At 55.4% G+C, this 24,737-nt stretch carries 24 protein-coding genes; 12 read left to right on the forward strand and 12 right to left on the reverse strand.

Going from position 1 to position 24,737, the window contains the following annotated elements; all coding sequences use genetic code 11:
• Window positions 1-40: 40 nt before the first annotated feature.
• Window positions 41-1,366: a UDP-glucose dehydrogenase family protein gene (locus BJF95_RS15780; RefSeq protein WP_075640441.1), complete on the reverse strand. Its 1,326-nt coding sequence runs from the start codon at window positions 1,364-1,366 to the stop codon at window positions 41-43.
• A gap of 370 nt (window positions 1,367-1,736) precedes the next feature.
• On the opposite strand from BJF95_RS15780, the gene radA reads away from it, so the two are divergent.
• The 4 genes from radA to BJF95_RS15800 all read left to right on the forward strand — a co-directional run bounded on the left by radA (window position 1,737) and on the right by BJF95_RS15800 (window position 6,254).
• Window positions 1,737-3,137 (forward strand): DNA repair protein RadA, encoded by a 1,401-nt coding sequence (gene radA / locus BJF95_RS15785; RefSeq protein ID WP_075640442.1) that lies wholly within the window; start codon window positions 1,737-1,739, stop codon window positions 3,135-3,137.
• 131 nt (window positions 3,138-3,268) lie between these two features.
• Window positions 3,269-3,838 (forward strand): CvpA family protein, encoded by a 570-nt coding sequence (locus tag BJF95_RS15790; protein ID WP_075640443.1) that lies wholly within the window; start codon window positions 3,269-3,271, stop codon window positions 3,836-3,838.
• Window positions 3,839-4,000: 162 nt separating this feature from the next.
• On the forward strand, window positions 4,001-5,491 hold the full coding sequence (gene purF, locus BJF95_RS15795; RefSeq protein ID WP_075640444.1) for an amidophosphoribosyltransferase: 1,491 nt from the start codon (window positions 4,001-4,003) through the stop codon (window positions 5,489-5,491).
• Window positions 5,492-5,513: 22 nt separating this feature from the next.
• Entirely contained in the window at window positions 5,514-6,254 is a 741-nt protein-coding gene (locus tag BJF95_RS15800; RefSeq protein ID WP_075640445.1) for an SDR family NAD(P)-dependent oxidoreductase, read from the forward strand.
• A 21-nt stretch (window positions 6,255-6,275) separates the two neighbouring features.
• Here BJF95_RS15800 and alr read toward each other — a convergent pair whose 3' ends face one another.
• The gene (gene alr / locus BJF95_RS15805) at window positions 6,276-7,439 is read right to left on the reverse strand and encodes an alanine racemase (RefSeq protein WP_075640446.1); all 1,164 of its coding nucleotides are present in this window, start codon (window positions 7,437-7,439) and stop codon (window positions 6,276-6,278) included.
• Window positions 7,440-7,527: 88 nt separating this feature from the next.
• Between alr and BJF95_RS15810 the strand changes: the two genes are divergently transcribed.
• Window positions 7,528-8,388 (forward strand): AraC family transcriptional regulator, encoded by an 861-nt coding sequence (locus tag BJF95_RS15810; protein ID WP_075640447.1) that lies wholly within the window; start codon window positions 7,528-7,530, stop codon window positions 8,386-8,388.
• Window positions 8,389-8,493: 105 nt separating this feature from the next.
• On the opposite strand, the gene BJF95_RS15815 is transcribed toward BJF95_RS15810, so the two are convergent.
• From BJF95_RS15815 to BJF95_RS15830, 4 genes are all read right to left on the reverse strand, one after another.
• Window positions 8,494-9,153 carry an amino acid ABC transporter permease gene (locus tag BJF95_RS15815; protein WP_075640448.1) on the reverse strand — a complete coding sequence of 220 codons (660 nt, stop codon included), beginning with the start codon at window positions 9,151-9,153 and terminating at the stop codon, window positions 8,494-8,496.
• On the reverse strand, window positions 9,150-9,821 hold the full coding sequence (locus BJF95_RS15820; RefSeq protein WP_075640449.1) for an amino acid ABC transporter permease: 672 nt from the start codon (window positions 9,819-9,821) through the stop codon (window positions 9,150-9,152). The genes BJF95_RS15815 and BJF95_RS15820 overlap by 4 nt, the downstream gene beginning before the upstream one ends.
• 156 nt (window positions 9,822-9,977) lie before the next feature.
• The gene (locus BJF95_RS15825) at window positions 9,978-10,763 is read right to left on the reverse strand and encodes a transporter substrate-binding domain-containing protein (protein WP_075640450.1); all 786 of its coding nucleotides are present in this window, start codon (window positions 10,761-10,763) and stop codon (window positions 9,978-9,980) included.
• Between the two features lie 133 nt (window positions 10,764-10,896).
• Window positions 10,897-12,393 (reverse strand): replicative DNA helicase, encoded by a 1,497-nt coding sequence (locus BJF95_RS15830; RefSeq protein WP_075640451.1) that lies wholly within the window; start codon window positions 12,391-12,393, stop codon window positions 10,897-10,899.
• Window positions 12,394-12,770: 377 nt separating this feature from the next.
• Between BJF95_RS15830 and BJF95_RS15835 the strand changes: the two genes are divergently transcribed.
• From BJF95_RS15835 to BJF95_RS15845, 3 genes are all read left to right on the forward strand, one after another.
• On the forward strand, window positions 12,771-13,916 hold the full coding sequence (locus BJF95_RS15835; RefSeq protein WP_075641071.1) for an ABC transporter substrate-binding protein: 1,146 nt from the start codon (window positions 12,771-12,773) through the stop codon (window positions 13,914-13,916).
• 86 nt (window positions 13,917-14,002) lie between these two features.
• Complete coding sequence (locus BJF95_RS15840; RefSeq protein ID WP_075641072.1) at window positions 14,003-15,091, forward strand: FecCD family ABC transporter permease; 1,089 nt, start codon at window positions 14,003-14,005, stop codon at window positions 15,089-15,091.
• Window positions 15,088-15,879 carry an ABC transporter ATP-binding protein gene (locus BJF95_RS15845; RefSeq protein WP_075640452.1) on the forward strand — a complete coding sequence of 264 codons (792 nt, stop codon included), beginning with the start codon at window positions 15,088-15,090 and terminating at the stop codon, window positions 15,877-15,879. Before BJF95_RS15840 ends, BJF95_RS15845 begins: the two co-directional genes overlap by 4 nt.
• A gap of 82 nt (window positions 15,880-15,961) precedes the next feature.
• Here BJF95_RS15845 and rplI read toward each other — a convergent pair whose 3' ends face one another.
• The 6 genes from rplI to BJF95_RS15875 form a co-directional block, all read right to left on the reverse strand.
• A complete protein-coding gene (gene rplI, locus BJF95_RS15850; RefSeq protein WP_075640453.1) occupies window positions 15,962-16,537 on the reverse strand; it encodes a 50S ribosomal protein L9 in 576 nt (191 codons plus the stop codon).
• 17 nt (window positions 16,538-16,554) lie between these two features.
• A complete protein-coding gene (locus BJF95_RS15855; RefSeq protein ID WP_075641073.1) occupies window positions 16,555-17,538 on the reverse strand; it encodes a DUF2232 domain-containing protein in 984 nt (327 codons plus the stop codon).
• A 147-nt stretch (window positions 17,539-17,685) separates the two neighbouring features.
• Window positions 17,686-17,937, reverse strand: coding sequence for a 30S ribosomal protein S18 (gene rpsR, locus BJF95_RS15860; protein WP_075640454.1), 252 nt, complete (start codon window positions 17,935-17,937; stop codon window positions 17,686-17,688).
• Between the two features lie 13 nt (window positions 17,938-17,950).
• A complete protein-coding gene (gene rpsF, locus BJF95_RS15865; protein ID WP_075641074.1) occupies window positions 17,951-18,391 on the reverse strand; it encodes a 30S ribosomal protein S6 in 441 nt (146 codons plus the stop codon).
• A gap of 290 nt (window positions 18,392-18,681) precedes the next feature.
• Window positions 18,682-19,575: an RTX toxin gene (locus tag BJF95_RS15870; protein WP_075640455.1), complete on the reverse strand. Its 894-nt coding sequence runs from the start codon at window positions 19,573-19,575 to the stop codon at window positions 18,682-18,684.
• Between the two features lie 191 nt (window positions 19,576-19,766).
• A complete protein-coding gene (locus BJF95_RS15875; protein WP_075640456.1) occupies window positions 19,767-20,810 on the reverse strand; it encodes an aldo/keto reductase in 1,044 nt (347 codons plus the stop codon).
• Window positions 20,811-21,019: 209 nt separating this feature from the next.
• Between BJF95_RS15875 and fabD the strand changes: the two genes are divergently transcribed.
• The 4 genes from fabD to fabF all read left to right on the forward strand — a co-directional run bounded on the left by fabD (window position 21,020) and on the right by fabF (window position 24,706).
• Window positions 21,020-21,964 (forward strand): ACP S-malonyltransferase, encoded by a 945-nt coding sequence (fabD, locus tag BJF95_RS15880; RefSeq protein WP_075640457.1) that lies wholly within the window; start codon window positions 21,020-21,022, stop codon window positions 21,962-21,964.
• Between the two features lie 27 nt (window positions 21,965-21,991).
• Window positions 21,992-22,729, forward strand: a complete 738-nt coding sequence (gene fabG / locus BJF95_RS15885) for a 3-oxoacyl-[acyl-carrier-protein] reductase (RefSeq protein ID WP_075640458.1) — start codon at window positions 21,992-21,994, stop codon at window positions 22,727-22,729.
• A gap of 280 nt (window positions 22,730-23,009) precedes the next feature.
• Window positions 23,010-23,246 carry an acyl carrier protein gene (locus BJF95_RS15890; protein WP_075641075.1) on the forward strand — a complete coding sequence of 79 codons (237 nt, stop codon included), beginning with the start codon at window positions 23,010-23,012 and terminating at the stop codon, window positions 23,244-23,246.
• A 197-nt stretch (window positions 23,247-23,443) separates the two neighbouring features.
• A complete protein-coding gene (fabF, locus tag BJF95_RS15895) occupies window positions 23,444-24,706 on the forward strand; it encodes a beta-ketoacyl-ACP synthase II (RefSeq protein ID WP_075641076.1) in 1,263 nt (420 codons plus the stop codon).
• Window positions 24,707-24,737: the final 31 nt, after the last annotated feature.

Raw genomic sequence — 24,737 nt, forward strand, 5'->3', positions numbered from 1 at the left:
CGTGAGAGTCTGGCCCGCCTTAAAGGCGGGCCATTTTGTATCAGTGCTGTTCACGGCCCAGAGAGACGTAATGCGTGAAGCCGCTGCGCTTGGCCTCATTGGCATTGAGCATGTTGCGCAAATCCACCAGAACGGGCGATGCCATGACGGATGCGATAGCCTTGAAATCATAGGCCTTGAAAATCATCCAGTCGGTCAAAATCACCAAAATATCAGCATCTTGCGCTGCATCTTTTGGCGATGTCACCATGGTTACGCCCGGCAGGAGCGTTGCGGCTTCATGGGGGTGAGACGGATCATAAGCGATAATCTGTGCACCCATGGCTTGAAGAGCGGGCAGCACAACAAGACTTGTGCCCTCGCGCATATCGTCGGTCTGGCCTTTGAAGGTGACGCCCAGAACCGCGATTTTCTTGCCTTTGACGTCACCGCCAGCCGCACCGACGATCTTGCTGACCATATCCATTTTGCGACTGTTGTTGGCTTCCACAGCGGACGACACGACCAGCGAGCGCACGCCCGCGTCTGAGGCGGTGGCAATCAGTGCGCGGGTGTCTTTTGGAAAGCACGATCCGCCCCAACCCGGACCGGTGTTGAGAAAGCCCTGGCCAATGCGCTTGTCAAAGCCGAGGCCGCGCGCAACATCATCAACATTGGCTCCCACGGCTTCACAAAGATTGGCAATCTCATCGATAAAGCTGATTTTGACCGCCAGAAAAGCGTTCGCCGCGTATTTGATCAGCTCTGCCGTTTGAATACCGGTTTTGAACAGCGGCACTTTTCCATGCATCAAAAGAGGGGCGTAGATTCGCTCCATCATCTCGGCGGCTTCTGCATCTTCCACGCCGACCACGACCCGGTCTGGCTCCAGAAAATCCTTGATGGCCGCACCTTCGCGCAAAAATTCCGGATTGGACGCAACCGCGATCCGCGCATCTGGAGACACGTTTTGCTGGGCGATGTCAAACACCCGGCTGTTGGTGCCAACCGGCACGGTTGATTTCGTGACGATCACCGTGAAGCCGGTGGTGGCCTGGGCAATTTCGGCCGCTGCCGCATAGACATATTTGAGATCTGCGCGGCCGGTGCCGTTTTCTGTCGGCGTTCCGACGGCGATGAAAATCGCGTCGCGGTCTTTGACACTTGCGGTCACATCGGTGCTGAATGAAATGCGTCCAGCCTGCACATTGCGCTGCACCAGCTCGTCAAGGCCGGGCTCATAGATCGGCATTTTGCCTTGGCGCAGCATGGCGATCTTGTTCTCGTCCTTGTCGACACAAATCACCTCATGACCCAATTCAGCAAAGCATGCACCGCTGACCAGGCCAACATAGCCGGTGCCCACCATTGTCACGCGAACTCTCATTGTTTACGCCGCTTTCTTAATTTCATGAGACGAAGGGCCTTTCAAACCAGATAAAGCGCTTCAACGCATCGAGTGATTGCCACCTAACGCCAGACACTCAACGCTAGACTGGCTTCAGATTTCTCTGCTCTTAACGCAGCGGCTATCCTAAGTCACCTATTGCAGCTCTTTTCAACGCTAAGATCACAGCGCCTGTAAAAATCTGGGGGAAATTCAAAAATCGAGGTTCCAGACCCGCGCCAGCCCTTTCCGCGCGCATAAGAATGCCTGTTGGGCCTTGCATCTGGTTGCTGTTTCTTCTAACTGAAAGATAAGTATTCACTTTTTGTTCCGTTTTGACGGTTCACGATTCTGGAGGAATGCAGCGCCCATGGCCAAGGCCAAAACCCAGTTTATCTGCCAGAATTGCGGCACGGTCCACACCCGGTGGGCTGGCAAATGCGATGGCTGTGGCGAATGGAACACCATTGTCGAAGAAGATCCTATGGGTGGCATAGGATCTGGCCCTGGAAAAGTGCCGAAAAAGGGCCGTCCTGTGACGCTCACATCGCTGTCTGGCGAAATCGAGGAGGCGCCGCGCATTCCAACCGGTCTGTCCGAGCTGGATCGCGCCACCGGTGGCGGCTTTGTGCGTGGCTCTGCGGTGCTGATTGGTGGTGATCCAGGCATTGGCAAATCGACATTGCTGATGCAGGCCGCCGCAGCCCTTGCCCGCAAGGGACATCGCGTTGTCTATGTGTCGGGTGAAGAAGCGGTGGCACAGGTGCGCCTTCGCGCCCAAAGGCTTGATGCGGCGGACACAGATGTGCTTTTGGCGGCAGAGACCAATGTTGAAGATATTCTGGCAACGATTTCTGAGGGCAAACGCCCCGATCTGGTGATCATTGATTCGATTCAGACCTTGTGGAGCGATACCGCTGATTCAGCTCCAGGCACGGTGACGCAGGTACGCACCGGCGTGCAGGCGATGATCCGCTTTGCCAAGCAGACGGGGGCCACCATGGTGCTGGTGGGTCACGTAACGAAGGAAGGGCAAATTGCCGGCCCGCGCGTGGTCGAGCATATGGTGGATGCGGTTCTCTATTTCGAAGGCGATCGCGGTCATCATTATCGCATCTTGCGTACGGTCAAAAACCGTTTTGGCCCGACCGATGAAATTGGCGTGTTCGAAATGTCGGATCGCGGTTTGCGCGAGGTTGCCAATCCCTCCGAGTTGTTTTTGGGTGAGCGCAATGAGAAAGCGCCGGGTGCTGCGGTGTTTGCCGGCATGGAGGGCACGCGCCCGGTGCTTGTCGAGGTGCAGGCGCTTGTGGCGGCCACGGCGCTTGGCACGCCGCGCCGCGCCGTGGTTGGTTGGGATTCCAGCCGCCTTGCCATGATATTGGCGGTGCTGGAGGCCCATTGCGGTGTGCGGCTTGGTCAGCATGATGTCTATCTCAATGTCGCCGGTGGCTATAAGATCAATGAACCTGCAGCCGATATGGCCATTGCGTCTGCGCTGGTATCGTCGCTTGCGGGCGTCGCGCTGCCCGCCGATTGTGTGTATTTCGGCGAGATCAGCCTGTCCGGTGCGGTGCGCCCGGTGTCACACACCGGCCAGCGCCTTAAAGAGGCCGAAAAGCTGGGCTTTTCTGCAGCCGTGCTGCCAGCCTCGTCGGTTGATTTGCCCAAAAAGGGCGGCCGATGGAGCGAAATTGAAAGCCTGACCGATCTGGTGGCCCGCATTGCGGGATCAAAGTTGAAGTCTCGTCAACAACAGGATGATGATTGATCCTTTCGCTTCGTGAAATCGTGGTGTAAGGAGAGGCCAAGTGAGAGAACAAGGCCAGAGATGGCGCAAAACTTGACTGGTGCCTGCAAGGCAAAGCCGCTTTGCAGGTTTAGGTTCTGGAGTTGAACTGAATGCCCATTACGATTTTCGACGGTATTGTCATCGGTGTTACGCTTTTTTCGGCGGTGCTTGCGATGATCCGCGGTTTCTCACGCGAAATTCTGTCGATTGCCAGCTGGGTGGGGGCGCTCACTGCCGCCTATTACCTCTATCCCTTCGTTCTTCCTTATGCGCAGAGCCACACCGGTGATCAGCGCATTGCCATTGCGGCCTCGGCCGGTGGCATCTTTCTCATCGCCTTGATTTTGATTTCGGTCATCACCTCGCGCATCGCGGATTTCATTATTGATAGCCGGGTTGGCGCTTTGGATCGCACACTTGGCTTTTTGTTTGGTGCGGCTAGAGGCATTCTTTTGCTCGTGGTTGCCGTTGCCTTCTGGAATTGGCTGTTTGATGCCAATCAGCGGCCAGAATGGGTCAATAACGCCAAATCCAAGCCGTTTCTGGATGCATTGGTGGTCAAGCTTGAAGCTGTTCTGCCAAAGGATATCGAGCCGCAATTGCGCGCACGCATTCTGGGCAAGGAGCAGCCAGCCCCTGCCGATGGTCAGGCTCCTGCCGAAGACGCGACGGGCAATTGATGGTCCCACGCTTTTGCGTGGCAATGGCTTGGGCTAGAAATAGTACCAAACACTCATAAAGACGATATGGAAGTTTATCGCAGGCCTTCTTATATGGGGCGAAGACTGTGATAATTCAGAATTTGTTCTTCCCCGCCCTGTATCGAGCAAAGGCTTGTTGCAATGACACAGACCAATTCCTCAACCTTCCTTGAAGATCTGGATGGCGACACGCTGCATGAAGAATGCGGTGTGTTTGGCATTTTGGGTCATCCCGATGCAGCAACGCTCACAGCTCTCGGGCTGCATGCGCTTCAGCATCGCGGTCAGGAGGCAGCAGGCATTGTCTCCTTCGACGGCAAACAGTTCCATACAGAAAAGCATATGGGTCTGGTGGGCGATCATTACACCAACCCGGTGACGCTGGCAAAATTGCCAGGCTCGGCCTCGATTGGCCATACCCGCTATTCGACCACCGGCGAAGTGGCGCTGCGCAATGTGCAGCCGCTGTTTGCGGAATTGGAAGAGGGTGGCATTGCCATTGCCCATAACGGCAATTTCACCAATGGCCTGACATTGCGCCGCCAGATCATTGCCACCGGCGCGATCTGTCAGTCCACCTCGGATACCGAAGTGGTGCTGCATCTGATTGCCCGCTCGCGCCACAGCTCGACGGCAGACCGCTTCATCGACGCTATCCGGCAGATGGAAGGCGGCTATTCCATGCTGGCCATGACCCGCACCAAGCTGATTGCGGCGCGCGACCCGATTGGTATTCGCCCGCTGGTGATGGGCGAGCTGGATGGCAAGCCGATTTTCTGCTCAGAAACCTGCGCGCTGGACATCATTGGCGCGAAATATATTCGCGACGTGGAAAATGGCGAAGTGATCATCTGCGAAATCCAGCCGGATGGCTCGATCACGGTGGATTCGCGCCGTCCGGCTCGTCCGCAGCCAGAGCGTCCCTGCCTGTTTGAATATGTCTATTTTGCCCGCCCGGATTCCGTGGTCAGTGGCCGCAATGTCTATCAGACCCGCAAGAATATGGGTGCGAATCTCGCGCTTGAAGCCCCTTGCGAGGGTGATGTTGTTGTGCCGGTGCCCGATGGTGGGACGCCTGCGGCTTTGGGTTATGCACAAGCCAGCGGCATTCCCTTTGAATATGGCATTATCCGCAACCATTATGTTGGCCGTACCTTCATTGAGCCAACCCAGCAGATCCGCGCTTTTGGTGTGAAGCTGAAACATTCCGCCAACCGCGCCATGATTGAGGGCAAGCGCGTTATTCTAGTGGATGATTCGATTGTGCGTGGCACAACATCGCTGAAAATCGTGCAGATGATCCGCGATGCCGGGGCCAAGGAAGTGCATATTCGCGTGGCCAGCCCGATGATTTATCATCCGGATTTCTACGGCATTGATACGCCCGATGCTGAAAAGCTGCTGGCCAATCAATATGCCGGTGCGGAAGCCATGGCGAAATACATTGGTGCCGACTCGCTTGCCTTCCTCTCCATCGATGGGCTGTATCGCGCTGTTGGTGGCGAGCCGCGCAATCCTGAAAATCCGCAATTTACCGACCATTACTTCACCGGCGATTATCCAACCCGGTTGCTTGATAAGGAAGGCGAAAAAGCCGGGCGGAAAATATCGGTCCTTGCCAGCCACGGCTGAATGAACTTTTGGGGGAGCAGGCATGACCGTTGATCTTAAAGGCCGTATCGCGCTGGTCACAGGTGCATCGCGCGGGATTGGCTATTTTACGGCTTTGGAACTCGCCAAGGCGGGAGCGCATGTCATTGCCTGCGCCCGCACGGTGGGCGGTCTTGAAGACCTTGATGATGCCATCAAATCGCTCGGTGGCAGCGCCACACTGGTGCCGTTTGATCTCGCGGACATGGCAGCCATTGATGCGCTAGGCGGCTCGATTTTTGAGCGCTGGGGCAAGCTGGATATTCTGGTGGCCAATGCTGGCGTGCTGGGCACCATCTCGCCTGTGGGCCATGTGGAAGCCAAAGTGTTTGACAAGGTCATGACCATCAACGTTACGGCAACGTGGCGTTTGATCCGCTCTATTGATCCGCTGATTAGCAAATCCGATCAGGGCAGGGCGCTGATCCTGTCATCGGGCGCTGCCCATAAGTGCAAACCTTTCTGGGGGCCTTATTCGGCCTCCAAGGCAGCGGTTGAGGCTTTGGCGCGCACATGGGCGGCAGAATCCGCTCGGCTGCCTCTGCGCATTCTCTCGGTTGATCCGGGGGCAACCCGCACGGCCATGCGCGCCCAAGCCATGCCGGGAGAAGATCCCGACACATTGCCGCATCCGTCCACGGTTGCCCAGGCGCTTATGCCCTTGCTTGGTCCCGATCAGACCGAGACCGGCAAGCTGTTTGTGGTGCGCGAAAACCGCATCAAAGATTATGTGAATCCGGCATAATAAGGGGAGAGATTTCTCCCCTTACTCTGCTTCCAGATAATGGCGCTCATAGCGCAGCCCCAGGTTCGTCAGCAGTTCATAGCCGATGGTGCCAGCGTTACGCGCAACATCGTCAATCGGCATGTTGGGGCCAAACAGCTCAATGTAATCGCCTGCTGTCACTGTTTTTTCCGGCACGTCTGTCACGTCAAAAATCGTCATATCCATGGTCACGCGGCCAACGACTGGCACTGTATGCCCGGCAATGACGCCGGATGCACCGGAAAGGCCGGTGTTGCGCAAGGCAACGCCATGGCCGGAGAGATTGCGCAAATAGCCATCGGCATAGCCGACGGAGGCAATGGCAAGGCGGCTGTCGCGATTGAGCGTGCATGCCGCACCGTAGCTCACGGTTTCGCCCGCTTTGGCGTTGCGGACCTGGATGATCCGTGCCTCTGCCTTGACCACCGGCGTCATCGGATTGGCAACACCATTCACAGCCTCTGCACCGTAGAGGCTGATGCCGGGACGGGTGAGATCAAAGTGGTAATCGGGACGGAGGAACGTGCCAGCCGATGCTGACAAGCTGGCCTCAATGCCGTCAAATGCGGCGCGAATGGTGCAAAATGCTTCCAGTTGCTTCTGGTTCATTGGCGATGCCGGATCATCGGCGCAAGCCAGATGGCTGAGAAGCAAAACAGGTGAAAAGCTGGCAGGGCGCGAGACGTCGGAGGCCAGATAAAGGGCATCTTCCATGGAAAGCCCCAGACGGTTAAAGCCGGTGTCGACATGGAGCGCACAAGGGTGATCGCCATGCTCTGCAACGGTGCGCATCCAGAAGGCCAATTGCTCTTCAGAGGCAATTACCGGAACCAGGTCATTATCAAAGAAAATGTCTTCCATGCCTTCCCAAAGGCCAGACAGCACAAAAATCCGCGCATCCGGCGCATAAATCCGCAGCGTTTCGCCCTCAGACGGCAGAGCCACGAAAAAGTCGCGCGCACCGGCATTGTAAAGTGTTTGGCCTGCATCTTCGATGCCAAGACCATAAGCATCGGCCTTGACGACAGCGCCTGCGCGCGCCTTGCCCGATTGGCGGCGCATGAAGCGCCAGTTATCAGCCAAGGCTTGAAGATCGATGGTTGCCCTGAGCGGCGCATTCAAAAAGGAATCAGAGGGTGGGATTTCAAAAGGAGATTGGGTCATGGAAACGCTTCATGGCTGGAAAACTTTGAGATCAGCCTAGCACTTTTCTTCAAGACTGGAACCGGTCGTGGCTGCTATTGTCTTTTCCATGCACACTGTTTGTCTGGATCGCGTCCACCCTTCCGCCGTTTTGCCTGCTCCACGAGAGGCAACAGCGTTTTGGCGTGATCCGCACTTTGGCGGCATGGAATGCATGAGCGCCACCTTTATCACCCATCGGTTTTCGCCCCATGCGCACGAGCATTTCGGCCTCGGAGCGATGGAAACGGGACTGAAACTCGCCACCATTCGCGGCTGCAAGCGGGTGTGTGGGCCGGGTGATCTTTATCTGATCAACCCGGAAGAGGTTCATGATGGCTCCCCGGTTGGTGGTATCTATCGCTATCGGATGATTTATCCGTCTGTTGCGATGGTGCGGGGTTTGCTGGAAGAGTTTTCAGATTGTACCAAGTCTGACATGCCATTTTTCCCGGAGCAGATTGTCTGTGACCCCGCCTTGGCCAATGCTTTCAATCATGCCCATCGCCTGATGCAAAACAGGGCGGGTGCCTTGGAGGAAGAGGAAGGAATGCTGGGCGTTCTCGTCGCCATCTTCGCACGCCACAGTCAGCTGCGGCCTGCGGTGACCAAAACGGATCAGGACGCAGCGGTTGCGCGGGCAAGGGACTATCTACACGCGCATTTTGCTGACGATGTCGGGCTTGCGCAGCTGGCCGCCATTGTCGGCACCAGCCGCGCCCATCTGATCCGAAGTTTTCGCGCAGCCTTCCATATTACGCCGCATGCCTATCTGACATCGTTGCGGATCAGAGCAGCTCAAAAGCAATTGAGCGAAGGGCATTCGCCCATTGAGGTTGCTTTTGCCTGTGGCTTTGCGGATCAGGCCCATTTTACCCGCAATTTCAAAGCCCGCACGGGCATGACGCCCGCACAGTTTCGACGCGGATAAACTAAAGCATGTCGCGTTTTATTGTCCTCAATAAAACGATAACGTACATGCGACAAAATAAGATCTAAAGCCTGTCGCAGTGAATCCTATTCGCCGCGACAGGCTTTAGTGACCAACCGGGGCCGCTGAAAATTTTCGCTCCAGATATTTGGAATAGCGTGACAGCGGAAAGCAGATGACAAAATAGATCAAGGCAACCAGACCATAGACCGTGAAGGGCTGGAAGGTGGCGTTGGTGACGATGCCGCCCGCCTTGGACAGTTCGACAAAGCCGATGATGGAGGTCAGCGCCGTGCCCTTGACCACCTGCACCGAAAAGCCTGCCGTGGGTGCTATGGCAATGCGCAAAGCCTGCGGCAGGATAATCAGCCGCATTTGCTGCATATAGCTGAGCGCCAGGCTTCTGCCCGCCTCCCATTGGCCTTTCGGCACGGCCTCAACACAGCCGCGCCAGATTTCGACGAGGAAAGCCGCAGTCCAGCAGGTGAGGGCAACGCCTGCCGCAAGCCACGCTGGCACATCAATGCCAAACAGACCAAGGCCAAAGAAGGCAATGAACAATTGCATCAGCAATGGCGTGCCTTGAAAGAACTCAATGAAGCCACGCGCGAAAATACGTGCGGTGCGAACCACTGAGATGCGAAGAAACAGCAGCAGCAAGCCCACCAGACCACCACCAATAAAGGAGACCACGGAGAGCATCAGGGTCCACCGGGTGGCGAGGAGCAGATTGCGCACAATATCCCAAAGGGTGAACTGGATCATCGTGTTGCCCCTTGTGGAAAGATGCGCCGACCAATCAGGGCCAGAATTTGCCGAAGCAGAATGGCGAGCAGAAGATAGACGGCGGTGGAGACCATATAGGCTTCAAAGGCGCGAAAAGTGCGCGATTGAATGAAATTGGCGGCAAAGGTCAAATCTTGAGCAGCAATTTGCGACACCACGGCCGAGCCAAGCATGACGATGACCACTTGCGATGACAGCGCTGGCCAGATGCGCTGCAAGGCGGGGATGAGAATGATCAGGCGAAAGGTTTGGAGGGGGCGAAGTGCCAGCGCCTTGCCCGCTTCAAACTGTCCCTTGGGGGTTGCCTCAATGCCAGCGCGGATGATTTCACAGGAATAAGCACCGAGATTGATGATCATGGCCAGATTGGCCGCTTCCATTTCCGTCAGCTTTACGCTGGTGGCGGGCAGGCCGAAAAAGATGAAGAACAACTGGATGATGAACGGCGTGTTGCGGATCAACTCCACATAGATCGCAACCGGCGGCTTGATCCACTTTGGCCCAAGCGCGCGCGCCCACGCACAGACGATGCCAAGCGCAATGCCGACAATGCCGCCAATCAACGTGAGTTCGATCGTGACGCCAATGCCTTTAAGAATGATGGGGTAATATTCAGTAATCCAGCTGAAGTTGAAAATGTAATGCATGACCTATCCTGCATCGGGCTGGGTTTTCACCCGGAAAAACGCTGCGATTTTGATGGGAAACCGGCAGCATAAAAACCCGGCAGGCACTCTTGGAGAGCGATGTCTGCCGGGAGAGGTGGTTGGCTCAGCAGCATCGCTGCCTGAACCCGTGTTTGTTTAAAGATCCGCAGGCACAGGCGCTCCCAGCCATTTCTCTGAAATCTTATCCAGCGAGCCATCTTTGCGGGCTTCTGCGATGATGGCGTTGACCTTTTCCAAAAGTGCGGGCTCATTCTTGTTGAGGCCAATGGAGCAAGGCGAGTTCTTGATCAGGAACTTTGGCTCAGGGCGCTTTGGCGGGTTCTTGGCAAGAATGGCGGCGGCCACAACATTGCCGGTTGCCACGGCCTCGACCTGGCCGGAAAGAAAGGCAGAAATCGTGCCGTTATTATCCTCATAGCGCTTGATGGTGGCGTCTGCGGGGGCAATTTTGGTCAATTCCAGGTCTTCAATGGCACCACGGGTAACGCCAACAGTTTTGCCAGCCAGATCGGCTGCGGTTTTGATCGCAACGTCAGCCGGGGCAAAAACGCCATTGTAGAAGGGCGCGTAAGGATTGGAGAAGTCGATGACTTTTTCGCGGTCCGGGTTTTTGCCAAGGCTGGAAATGACGAGATCGACCTTGTTGGTTTGCAGATATGGGATGCGATTGGCGCTGGCCACCGGAACCAGCTCTACTTTCACCTTCAGCTTATCGGCAATCAGCTTGGCGGTATCTATGTCATAGCCAAGCGGCTGCATATCAGTGCCAACGCTGCCAAAGGGCGGAAAATCCTGCGGCACAGCCACGCGCAGCGTGCCGCGTGCCGTGATGTCGCTCAAAGCATCAGCGTGAGCAGGAACAGATGCAGCAAGCAAGGCGACAGAAAGGCCAATAGTGGCCAGCAAGGTTCTACGGTGCATTTCAAACTCCAGTTAGATTTGCCCCATAAAATGCAATTGTCGTGCCAACGAAAAAAAGGCCGCAAACAATGCGGCCTTTTTCATCAAATGGACAATTGCCAATCAAATTGGCGCATTTTTATGCAGACGACTTTTACGTTTCCTCGTAAGGCGTGAAGCTTGGATCGGCCAGATCGGCAAAGCGGGTGAACTGGGCCTGGAAGGCCAGTTTGACTGTGCCGGTGGGTCCGTGACGCTGCTTGGCAATAATCACGTCTGCCGTGCCGCGCACTTTTTCCATCTGCGCTTCCCACTCGGGATACTTTGGATCGGCCTGATCGCGCGGCTCAAGATTTTGCACGTAATATTCCTCACGGAACACGAACATCACCACGTCGGCGTCCTGCTCGATCGAACCCGATTCACGAAGGTCAGACAGCTGCGGTCGCTTGTCATCGCGGCTTTCCACCTGACGCGACAGCTGTGACAGCGCGATGATTGGAACGTTCAACTCCTTGCCCAGCGCCTTGAGGCCCGTGGTGATCTGGGTGATTTCCTGCACGCGGTTTTCGCCCGATTTGCCAGAACCGGTCATCAGCTGAATATAGTCCACCACCAGACAATCAAGGCCGCGCTGGCGCTTCAGGCGGCGCGCACGGGCTGAAAGCTGGGCAATGGAAATACCACCCGTCTGGTCGATAAACAGCGGCACTTTTTGCATGGTTTGCGAAAAGCCCACCAGCTTTTCAAACTCATGCTCGGTAATATCACCACGACGAATTTTTGACGATGACACTTCGGTCTGCTCGGACATGATACGGGTGGCGAGCTGCTCGGACGACATTTCGAGTGAGTAGAAGCCGACAACGCCGCCATTCTTGGCCTTGAAAGAGCCATCGGGCATCACTTCCGGCTCGTAAGAGGCTGCAATATTCCAGGCGATATTGGTGGCAAGCGAGGTTTTACCCATGCCCGGACGTCCGGCCAGCACGATCAAGTCAGAGCGCTGCAAACCGCCCATCTTGCTATCGAGCGAGTGAATGCCTGTGGAAATACCAGAAAGATGGCCATCGCGCTCAAAGGCGGCTCCCGCCATATCCACAGCCAGCGCCACGGCATCGTTGAAGGATTGGAAGCCACCATCGTAGCGGCCGTTTTCGGCCAGATCAAACAGACGGCGCTCGGTGTCTTCAATCTGCGCCTGCGGCGGCATATCCAGCGGCGCGTCATAGGCAATATTGACCATATCTTCGCCGATCTGGATCAGGGCGCGACGAAGCGCCAGATCATAAATCGCCCGGCCATAGTCTTCCGCATTGATGATGGACACCGCTTCCGACGCCAAGCGCGCCAGATATTGGGCAACCGTCATCTCGCCCACTTTCTGGTCGGATGGCAGGAAGGTCTTAATGGTGACGGGATTGGCGGTCTTGCCCATGCGGATGATGTCGGCTGCGACATCATAAATCTTGCGATGCAGGGCTTCTTGAAAATGCGGCCCCTTCAGAAAGTCCGAGACGCGGTAATAGGCATCATTGTTGACCAGAATGGCACCCAACAACGCCTGTTCGGCCTCGATATTGCTCGGGGCTTCTCGGTACATGGCATCGCCTGTTGGCATACTGTTCAGCTTTCTTGAAGCATCGTTCATGGTGGACGACCGCTTTCTTCTCTGGAGTCTGTCTTTATCAAGGGTGGGGTTTGTCGCCTGCGGTTTGGATAGTCAACCGTCTTGCGCCCATCATAGCGCGCCAGACCCCTATGGAGGACTGGAATCATGCGTTCTCCCATTTATCCACAGTCGGCATATTTTGCTGGCAAATCTCGGTAATTTCCCTTGCAAAGCCAAAGGACTCAGCGACCCGGCATGGGCGCTGTGCGGCGTGTTCACAAAAATGTGCCCTTAAACATGATTGACGAAATCAACTTCATGAACGAGTACGCCTGCTGGATGATCGCAGCGCGCGAGTGCAACACTGGCCACTGCCGATGCATCAAAATTGCTTTGCTGAGAAGGACATTTTGACAATGAAAAATTTAAGTTTTTCCCGGCTGTTGTGCCTGGGTTTGGCCCTCATGTTGCCAGCGTCCATGGCCGGTGCCACAGATTATCCGCTGACCGTTACCGACCTTGCAGGCCGATCCGTCGAGATTGGCCATGAGCCGAAGCGCATTGTCTTGCAGGATGGCCGTGACTTGTTTTCGCTGGCCTTGCTTGATCGTGCGGATCCTTTCAAGCGCATTGTGGTGTGGAACAATTTGCTGGCGCGCTCCGACAAGCAGGCGTGGAGCGTATTCGAGAGCAAATGGCCGCAAAGCGCCAATCAAGCCGTGGACATGCGGTTTGGCGATGAGGGACAGGTGAACCTCGAGCAAATCGTTGCCGCCAAGCCTGATCTGGTCATTGTGCAGGCTCGCGTGAAGCCGGTGCTGGATGATGCGAATGTCACGGCACGGCTGAAAGAGCTGGGCATTCCTGTGGTGATGATTGATACGCAGGTGGATCCGGCGGTGGATGCGCCCAAAACGGTTACCCTGCTTGGCAAGGTGCTGAACCGGGAAAAGGAAGCGCAGGAATTTGCGGATTTCTATGAGAGCCATTTGAATGCCGTGGAAACGGCCATTGCCGGTGCGCCGAAGCCAAAAGTGTTTGTCGAAGCCAAAGCTGGTCAGAAGGGGCTGGACACCTGCTGCTTCACTCATGGGGATGTCTTTTTTGGCAAGCTGGCGCAGGCCGCAGGCGGCATCAACCTTGGCAGCAGCTTGCTGAAAACCCGCACCGGCGATGTGACGATGGAGAGTGTGATCTCGGCGGCACCAGATGTCTTCGTCATGAGTGGATCGCCGTTTACCAATGCAAATTCCGTGTCTCCGCCTTTGGGCTTCACCAATGACAAGGCCAAGATTGAGGCTGCCCTCGGCGCGTTGGAACACCGCCAAGGCTTTGATCACATCAAAGCGATCACGGATGGGCGTGTTATTGGTCTTTATCACCAGCTCTACGCCAGCCCATGGAATATTTTCGCAATTGAATATATGGCAAAGGCTTTCTACCCCGAGCGCTTGAAGGATCTTCATCCTGACGCCACGCTCCACACGCTTGTATCAAGCCTGACGGACCTGCCGAAAGACACACCGCTCACCTTCGGCGTTCAGGCACCGACAGTTCATTAATCAGCCCCATCACCGACATTTTGAAACACATTTCCCTCGGGCGATGTGTTTCATTGGTGTTTTTAAACAACCCGCGCGAGGGCACCATGAGCGCCTATTCTCCGTCTAATCTCCCTGTCACCGAGGCAGGGACCAGCCGCCACTATGACCGATCCGTGGTGCTAAGAATTGGCATCGTCGTCGCTCTTTTTATGATCGCCGCATTCATCTGCATCCTTGATATTGTCGTTGGCTCTGGCACGCTGACGTTGACACAAGTGCTGCATGCCCTGTTTGCGCCCAATACCGTTGATGCCAGCACCCCCTTTATCGTCTGGGATTTGCGTATGCCCATGACCATGATGGCGCTGATCACCGGTGTTAGCCTGTCGCTGTCCGGTTTGTTGATGCAGACCATTCTGGACAATCCTCTGGCCGAACCCTTCACACTTGGCGTTTCGTCTGCGGCAGGCTTTGGTGCCGCTTTGGCACTGGGGTTCAGCGTGTCGCTGACCTCCATTATGCCGTTTATCCCGCTGGAACTGGTCACGGCGGTCAACGCCTTTCTCTTTGCCTTGCTGGCCGCAGGGCTGGTGTTGCTGTTGTCGAAGGGCGGCAAGAGTGTTCAATCCATTACCCTGTTGGGCATTGCGCTGCATTTTGTGTTCAGTTCGCTGCTGTCGTTGATTCAATATATGGCAAGCGTCGATCAGCTGCAGAGCATTGTGTTTTGGCTGATGGGATCGCTGCTGCGTGCAACATGGCTCAAGGTCGCCATTGCCGGATGCTTGAGCCTTGCGATGATTCCCATTGTGCTGTTCCACGCGTGGTCGCTGACCGCTCTGCGCAGCTTTGGCGAGCAGGCCGTGGTGTTTGGTGTGCCGGTGCGGCGTCTGCGCATTGTCATGCTGGTGATTTCGGCATTGCTGGCTGGATCGGTCACAGCTGTTGTCGGCATTGTTGGTTTCATCGGCCTTGTCGGCCCGCATGTTGCGCGCATGCTGACGGGCGAGGACCACCGCTTTACCATTGCGGCCACCATTGCCGTTGGAGCCGTTTTCGCGACCGTGGCATCCTTGGCCACCAAGGTGATTATTCCCGGAGCCGTCCTGCCCTTTGGCATGGTAACAGCCCTCGCTGGCCTGCCGTTCTTTATCGTTTTGGTGATGAGACACACCAAGGGAGACGTGATGTGAGCCTCAATTTGCAGAATTATCAGGTGGTAATTGGTGGGCGGCAGATTGTCCAGCCCATGGCGTTGACGGTGCTTGCCGGTGAAGTCTTGGCGGTTTTAGGTCCCAATGGCGCAGGCAAATCGACATTCATGAAAGGTCTGTGTGGTTTGCGCCCAGCGCAAGGGCAGGCGATGATTGAGGATGTCGATTTGCTGCATGCCTCGCCCTTTGTGCGCTCGCAATTGGTTGGCTATGTCGCCCAGGATCTCGCGCACTTGAGCGTGCAGATGAGCGTATTTGAATTGATGTTGCTGGCTCAAAGCGGTGGACGTCATGCCTGGAGAGTGCTGAAAGACAATTTCGCCAAGGCGGCGGAAACGCTTGAGATTTTGGGCCTGACCCGGTTTGCAAATCTGAAACCGTCAACCCTGTCTGGCGGTGAGCGCCAAATGATTGCCCTGGCATTGGCGCTGGTGCGTCGCCCCAAGCTGCTTTTGCTGGATGAGCCCACATCGGCGCTGGATCTGGCCAATCAGTTGCATATGCTGGACGTGGTTCAAGCCTATACCCGCCAGTATAACATTATCACGCTGGTGATCTTGCATGATATGAATTTGGCCACCCGCTATGCCAGCAAGGCGCTGGTGCTGGACCGGGGCAGGGCGCTGCCGGTTGGCCCCTGTCGCGAAGTGTTGACGCCGGATATGATTGCCGAGATTTATGGCGTTCATTGTCAGGTGGTCGATGTGGATGGTGGGCGCTTTTCCGCCATCTATCCGCTGGAGCGCCGCGTGTCACCTTCGGCGTAAAAGGATCATATTTTCGGTGCCCGGAACGCAAAACGCCCGGATCTTGCGATCCGGGCGTTGATCTATCCGAAAACGGATAGGCTTATTCGTCGTCGCCGTCGCGGTCAGCGTCTGGATCGAAGAAGTCTTCTGGACGCAGAGCATCTTCGTCAACGCCGTAGATGGCGTCAGCAGATGTGAGGCTTTCGCCCTTGGACTGGCGCTCAGCTTCTTCAGCTGAACGAGCAACGTTGATTTCAACCGCAATTTCAACTTCAGCATGCAGATGCATGGTAACGCTGTGCAGACCAATGGTCTTGATTGGGTTGTTCAGTTCGATCTGGTTGCGGCCAACGTTGAAGCCTTCTGCAGCCAAAACGTCCACGATGTCACGTGCAGCAACAGAACCGTACAGCTGGCCGGTTTCGCCTGCGGAGCGAACAACAACGAAGGACTTGCCGTTGAGAACGTCTGCAACAGCCTGAGCTTCGCCCTTGCGCTCAAGGTTACGGGCTTCGAGCGTTGCACGCTCAGCTTCAAAACGTGCCTTGTTGGCAGCGTTGGCGCGCAGAGCCTTGCCGGTTGGCAGCAGGTAGTTACGGGCAAAGCCGTCACGAACCTTAACAGTTTCGCCCATCTGGCCAAGCTTGGCGATGCGCTCAAGAAGAATCACTTGCATGATATTATCCTTTCAGTTCAAGTGTTTGGTGTGTTGCCATCATTGGAATTGCCGCCCGTCCTCGGTGGCGTGAGGGCAACCGTGCGCCGTGTATCGATGAGGCCGAGAATGATGATGAAGATTGCTGGAAACACCATAAGTGTTGCCATGTAAGACAGAATAAGGGCAGGTAGGCGCCATTCCTTGCCACGGGTGCGCAGGTGGATGGAGCCAAAGCCGCCAAGCAGAAAGCCCGCGCCAAAGGCACCGCACACCGTTGCACCAACCAATGCCGGAACGCCGCCAATGAAACAGGCAACAATGCCCGCCAAAAAGATAAACGGCGCGTTGCGGTTCATCCGAAGCGCAGAGGGAATATCCTCGCGCGGGCGGGTGGACGCCCCTGAGGCGGCAACAATGCGACTGGCAACATAATATGCGGTGAACAACATGATGACCCACATGCCCGCTTGTACGATGGGCAAGGTCATCAGCATTGTTGATTTGATGCTCGACGTGTTGGTGATGTTTGCAACAACGGATGGATCACGCTCAGCCAATGCCTGCATCAAGGCATCAATCATATTGCCAACGAAATCGGCATCATAGCCAATCAATACGCCAAGAAAGATCACGCCAAAGCAGACCAGTGCGCACAGGTGCATGACAATGTCAGACAGCGGAAACCACGCCATAAGGTGATCTGGACCACCAATTTCCGATGCCGGGCGCGCCAGATTGGCAAGATGGCTGATCCATCCTGCGGGCAGCAGGGTGAAGACTGCCATGGCAGCCGCAAAAAGAGGGGAGACCGCCAAGGCACCAGCAATGGCCGCCGTGATAATCGCCACAATCGCTGCAGCATTGCCCCAGCGCATGCCAACAATCATCACAGGAAGTGCGGAGGCTGCATAAAAGACGGATGAAAAAGACGGTTGCGCATTGGCCGCCAAAACCAAAAATATGGCGGTCACACCGGCAAGAAAGCCAGTCAGCAGCAATTTTCCATCAAGTTTTTTCAAGGTCGCTGTCCTGCGCATCGTGCAGTTAGAGGTTTGCGCCATTCAGCGCCAATACCTCAACATGGGTTTTTAGGGTTCCGATCTACGCCCATCGCAGAAAGGAGACGGCCCCCGAAAAAACGGGAGCCGAAACATCAGATTGCAAAATTATGCGACAACGTATGGCAGCAGGCCGAGGAAACGAGCGCGCTTGATGGCACGAGCCAATTCGCGCTGCTTCTTCTGCGAAACAGCAGTGATACGCGAAGGAACGATCTTGCCGCGCTCAGAAATGTAGCGCTGCAGAAGACGTACGTCCTTGTAGTCAATCTTCGGAGCGTTTGCGCCGGAGAAGGGGCACGTCTTGCGACGGCGATGGAAAGGACGGCGAACCTGTGAAGAGGAAGATGTATCAGCCATTGTTCAAATCTCCTTACGCACGGTCTTCGCGCGGACGGCGCGGACGGTCACCAAAGCTTTCGCGAGGTGCGCGATCACCGCGGTCGCCACGATCAGGACGGTCGCCATCACGACGTGGACGGTCGTCACGGTCGCGCTTCTGCATCATAGCAGATGGGCCTTCTTCGTGGGCTTCAACAGACACGGTCATGTAACGAAGAACGTCTTCGTTGATGCGCATCTGGCGTTCCATTTCATGGATCGCAGCACCAGGTGCTTCGATGTCCATAAGGGCATAGTGAGCCTTACGGTTCTTGTTGATGCGGTATGTCAGGGACTTGAGGCCCCAGTTTTCTATACGCCCGACTTTGCCGCCATTTGCTTCGATAACACCCTTGTACTGTTCTACGAGGGCGTCAACCTGCTGTGCGGACATATCCTGCCGGGCAAGGAATACATGTTCGTAAAGAGCCATGATAGCTTTGCCTTTCTTGCGGTTGTCATCACCCGGTACGGCGCTAAGCCCCAACGACTGCTCCTGTGTGGAAAACCACGGCAAGAAAAGCGTTTGTACGAGACGGTCGAGAGCGGAGACACGGGAGGCCGAAACGCTTTTCGTTTCAGACGGCAAAACAAGTCTGCCGGCCCTCCGTTCAGCCACCAGCCGAAAGACCGGGTGTTGTGAACAGCGCGCTTATACGCAGATCTGAACGAAAAGCAAGTGTGCAACGCCAGATAATCGACCCTGAGGCTGAACCAATCGCCTCAGAAAATCTTCAGCACTGTTTGCCCCTTGTCGGAGACAAATTGATACGTCGCGTCGGACTTGTTCGCATCACTCACGTTCACCGTGATCTTGTCCTCAGAGCCCTTCATGGTGATGACGAGATTGTTTTTGTCGCGGGTGACGGTGAGATCGCTGGCATTATAGCCACTGAAACGAAGCGACAGCGGGCCGTCTGTTGTAATCGTGTCCTGTCCATCGCCAGCAGCAAAGGCATATTCGGCAATGCCGTTTTCCTTGTCTGTTTGATGAATGGTCACAGTGTCATTGCCTTTGCCACCAGAGGCGAAAATGCGCGCACCTTCAAGATACATGGTGTCATTGCCCGCACCGCCATCAATGCCGATGAGTGCTTTGCCAGACGCTTTGATGGTGTCATCGCCATCGCCGCCACTGACATTCATGATCAATGATGCCGTGAGCTGAATATCATCATTGCCATCGCCGCCATCGACATCGGCAATCAAACCGCCGCTGGCCTTCAGGCTGTCCTTGCCATCACCCAACGAGACATTGCCGATGAGGGCGCTTTTGGCAATCACATTGTCATCACCCTTTCCGGTGTCGACATTATAGACGCCGCGACCGGTAAATGTCTGGATATCATCCCCATCGGTTCCATTGACGCCGGTGATATAGCCGATGCTTTCGCTGACACTGGCCTGATCTTTGGTGGCGCTGTCGCCGAGAGTGAGAATTTCGATGATTCGCGCCAGTGCCCGTTGCCCCGACGACAGGCTCATGCCGTCATCCGAGGTCTTTGGTTTTTGAAATGTTGGAGTGTCCTGAGGTGCCTGCGCTTTGACTTTTGAAAACAGCTGGGTCGCGTTTGCGACGGCATTCGGGTCGCGGTAAAAACTGTTAATTGATGTCATCGCATCCTCACATCACAATCGGGCTGACTGACGCCGCAGTGTGAAGAGTAATGCCATGATACTCTATAAGGAGCTCTTAAAATTCATTCTGGCATGAAAACACGGTCATCACTTTATAAACGCGATGCGTAAGTCTGTTTCAAACTCGTATCGGTGAGGCATTGAAATCGCCTCACCGATAGCGCCTTGTGTTAAATCGCCATTGGATATTGGCGGTGAATGGCGGCAATGCCGGCCATGACCTCATCCGAAAGGGTGACATCGGCAGCACCGATGTCAATTTTCAGCTGATCCATCGATGTGGCACCAATGATCACGGATGCCATGAAGGGACGTGTGCGGCAAAAGGCCAGCGCCAGCTGCGAGGGGTCCATTCCATGCTGCTTGGCAAGTTCAACATAGGCTTTGGTGGCGGGCTCCTGATGAGGTGTCAGGCGGCCGCCGATATTGCCGTTGATGGAGGCACGCGAACCTTCCGGCTTCACACCGCCGAGATATTTGCCGCTCAGCAAGCCGCCAGCCAATGGCGAATAGGCCAAAAGGCCAACCTGCTCGTGGTGCGACAGTTCGGCCATATCAAGATCATGACTGCGATACAGAAGATTGTATTCGTTTTGCACGGTTGCCACGCGTGGCAAATTCTTCTGTTCTGCAATGGTCAGATATTTCTGGATGCCCCATGTGGTTTCGTTCGAGAGGCCAATGGCGCGGATTTTGCCAGCCGCTACGCAATCCTGAAGCGCTTCCAGCTTTTCGGTGATTTCAGCAACGACCAGGGCGCGATCTTGGTTGGATGGATCATAGGTCCACGCACCGCGAAAGTGATAATGGCCGCGATTTGGCCAATGAATCTGGTAGAGATCAATATAATCGGTTTTTAATCTTTGCAGGCTTGCATCCACCGCCGCACGAATGGTGTCGGCATTGATGGGCGCACCACCGCGGATATATGGTCGGCCAGCGCCTGCGACCTTGGTGGCCAGCACAACATCCTTGCGCTTGCCGGATTTTGCAAACCAGTTGCCAATCATTTTCTCGGTGTCGGTATAGGTCTCGGCCGACAGCGGCGTGGTGGGATAAAGCTCGGCTGTGTCGAAAAAATTCACACCGTTTTCAAGGGCATAGTCCATTTGTTCAAAGGCTTCTGCTTCGGTGTTCTGGCTGCCCCATGTCATGGTGCCAAGGCATATGTCGGAAACGGAAATATCCGTGCGGCCTAGTGTATTGTATTTCATGTGTGGAGGTCTCAAGTGTTGTGTGTGCTCAAGTGAGAGCGTGGGGAGGATGGACAGGAATGTAGCCCGAATTTGACCATGGGCAAGAGCTATCGGGTGATATTTACGCCTGTCTCTGCCCCCTTTAGCAACAGGCGATGTGCCGCCCAAGACTTGACTCTCAAGGCGAGTTTGTGAATTGGAGAAGAAAAAATTGAACGGAGTACCCCATGGGTGTTGCATTTACCTTTCCCGGCCAGGGCAGTCAGACCATTGGAATGGGCAAGGATCTCGCGGATGCCTTTCCGGAAGCGCGCGCTGTTTTCGAGGAAGTTGATGAAGCGCTTGATCAGAAACTCTCCACCATTATGTGGGACGGGTCTGTCGAGGAACTGACGCTGACCGCAAACGCGCAGCCGGCCTTGATGGCGGTGTCGATGGCGGTGCTACGGGTTATGGAGCAGCGTGGCTTTGTATTGACCAACAAGGTCTCCTATGTTGCAGGCCATTCGTTGGGTGAATATTCGGCACTCTGTGCTGCCGGCACCTTTTCGCTGGCTGATACCGCAAAGCTTTTGCGTATTCGTGGCAATGCCATGCAGGCGGCTGTTCCGGTTGGTTTGGGTGCCATGGCGGCCATTATCGGCCTGGAGCATGGTGCCGTGGAAGCCATCTGCCAGACGGCGTCGGCAGAAGGCCCGGTGCAGATTGCCAATGACAATGGCGGCGGCCAGCTGGTAATTTCCGGCGCAAAGGCCCCTGTTGAAAAGGCGGCAGCACTGGCGACAGAAAAAGGCGCAAAACGCGCGATCCTTCTGCCTGTGTCCGCCCCGTTCCACTCCACATTGATGGCACCTGCGGCCGAAGAAATGCGCAATGCGCTGGCATCGGTTGCGATGAAAAACCCGATTGTGCCATTGATTGCCAATGTGCGTGCAGCGCCCATGACAAATGCGGACGAGATTCGCAGCCTTCTGGTCGAGCAGGTCACCGGTCAGGTTCGTTGGCGCGAGACTGTGGAATGGTTTGGCGCAAATGCTGTTTCCGTGCTTTATGAGATCGGCGCAGGCAAGGTTTTGACCGGTCTGGTGCGGCGGATTGACAAGAATATCACGGGTACAGCGGTGAATTCTCCCGCTGATATCGAGGCAGCTCTGACGGCGCTTTTGGCCTGATTGGCACTTTGCACAAGGATTAAAACGATGTTTGATTTGACCGGCCGCAAGGCATTGGTAACGGGTGCCACCGGCGGGATCGGCGAAGAAATTGCGCGCCTTCTTCACGCGCAGGGCGCAATCGTTGGTCTGCATGGTACCCGCGTTGAAAAGCTGGAAGCACTGGCGGCCGATCTTGGCGAGCGGGTGAAGATCTTCCCGGCAAACCTGTCGGACCGTGAAGCTGTCAAGGCTTTGGGTGCGAAAGCCGAAGCCGAGCTTGAAGGCGTGGATATTCTGGTCAATAATGCCGGAATCACCAAAGACGGCCTGTTTGTTCGCATGTCGGATGCCGATTGGGATAGCGTTCTGGAGGTCAATCTGACCGCCGTTTTCGCTTTGACCAAGGAACTGACCCATCCCATGATGCGCCGTCGCTATGGCCGCATCATCAACATTACCTCGGTTGTCGGTGTCACCGGCAATGCCGGTCAGGTGAATTATTGCGCATCCAAGGCCGGTATGATCGGCTTTACCAAGGCATTGGCGCAGGAAATTGCGCCGCGCAACGTAACAGTGAACTGTGTTGCACCGGGCTTTATTGAAAGTGCAATGACGGGTAAGCTGAACGACAAGCAAAAAGAAGGCATCATGGGCGCAATTCCCATGAAGCGGATGGGAACAGGGGCTGAAATTGCCTCATCTGTGCTCTATCTGGCATCTTCGGAAAGCTCTTACGTCACGGGCCAGACGCTGCATGTCAATGGCGGCATGGCAATGATCTGAGGAATGGTCTTGCCCGCGCAATTGCCCGTGCAATTGATTGAGGAACAAAAGGAAGTCTTGAATTTTCAGGCTTTCCGGCGGCTTTAAACCGTGTTAATCGGGCGGGGACTGTGAGCAGTTAGATAGGCAACGGATGGCACACGCCAGGCTGTTGATATGGGCAGAACTTGCGCAAAGCAGGTTCCACGGAATTGCCAGCGAGTTTGGTGCTCACTGGTATAACACAGGGTAGGAAAGTCACACTGGCTTTCTTGTTATGATAGAGGTCGAGGAAACCGACATGAGCGATATCGCAGAACGCGTAAAGAAAATTGTTATTGATCATCTGGGCGTTGAAGCCGAAAAGGTTGTTGAAGGCGCAAGCTTTATCGATGATCTGGGCGCAGATTCGCTCGACACCGTCGAACTCGTCATGGCATTTGAAGAAGAATTCGGCGTCGAAATTCCTGACGACGCTGCTGACTCCATCCTCACCGTTGGTGATGCTGTGAAGTTTATCGAAAAGGCTCAGGCCTGATCTTTTGATCGGCCGGTCTGGAGCGGGTTTAATCCCGCTCCAGACGCTTTCTCTTTTTTTGTTTGCAGTACGCGGTCTTCAAGGCTGCGGTGTCGATGTCGTAGAATTTTAATCTGCTGCATGGCTCCCGACTTTGTTGTCGCAGGGCTTTTTGTTGTGCAGCCGCATCTGACTTTATGAGTGGGGTGAACGTGCAAATAAGACGTGTCGTTATCACCGGTGCCGGCATGGTATCTCCTCTTGGCTGCGGTACCGAAGTGACGTGGTCGCGGCTTTTGGCGGGAGAAAATGCTGCCAAGCGCGTAACTGAATTTGACGTTGAAGATCTTCCGGCAAAGATTGCATGCAGAATTCCGTTCGGCGATGGCGCCAATGGTACGTTCAATGCGGACGATTGGGTGGAGCCGAAAGAACAGCGTAAAGTTGATCCATTCATTGTGTATGCGATTGCGGCCGCAGATATGGCCATGGCTGATTCGGGCTGGAAGCCGGAAACCAAAGAAGATCAAGTCGCAACGGGTGTGCTGATCGGCTCCGGCATTGGCGGCATTGAAGGCATTGTCGAAGCGGGCTACACGCTGCGCGACAAGGGTCCACGTCGCATTTCGCCCTTTTTTATTCCCGGACGTTTGATCAATCTGGCTTCGGGCCATGTGTCTATTCGCCATAAATTGCGCGGCCCCAACCATTCGGTGGTCACGGCCTGCTCAACCGGCGCGCATGCGATTGGCGATGCTGCCCGCATGATTGCCCTTGGCGATGCCGACGTTATGGTGGCCGGTGGGGCGGAATCGCCCATTAGCCGAATTTCTCTGGCCGGTTTTGCCGCCTGCAAGGCTTTGTCCACAGATCACAACGACGACCCGCAAAAGGCATCACGTCCTTATGACCGCGACCGTGATGGTTTCGTGATGGGCGAGGGTGCCGGAATTGTGGTGTTGGAAGAGCTGGACCATGCGCTGGCGCGTGGAGCGAAGATTTATGCCGAAGTGGTTGGCTACGGCATGTCGGGCGATGCATTCCACATCACCGCCCCTGCTGAGGATGGCGATGGTGCCTACCGCTGCATGTCGATGGCCTTGAAGCGTGCGGGGCTTACCGCCTCTGATATTGATTATATCAACTCTCATGGCACTTCGACCATGGCGGATACGATTGAGCTTGGTGCCGTTGAGCGTTTGTTGGGCGATCATGCTCCCAATGTATCGATGTCGTCCACCAAGTCGGCCATTGGCCATTTGCTGGGGGCCGCAGGTGCCGTGGAAGCGATTTTCTCGGCTCTTGCCATTCGTGATGGCATTGTGCCGCCAACGCTCAACCTTGATAATCCTGACGTGGAAACCGCAATTGATCTTGTGCCGTATAAGGCCCGCAAGCGCGATGTTCGTGTTGCCCTGTCCAATTCCTTTGGTTTTGGCGGCACCAATGCGTCGCTGGTTCTGCGGCGCTTTGAAGGATAAAAGGAGAGAAGGGCGCAGCTGATCTGTTCTG

The organism is Rhizobium oryziradicis (assembly GCF_001939045.1).
Lineage (GTDB): Bacteria > Pseudomonadota > Alphaproteobacteria > Rhizobiales > Rhizobiaceae > Allorhizobium > Allorhizobium oryziradicis.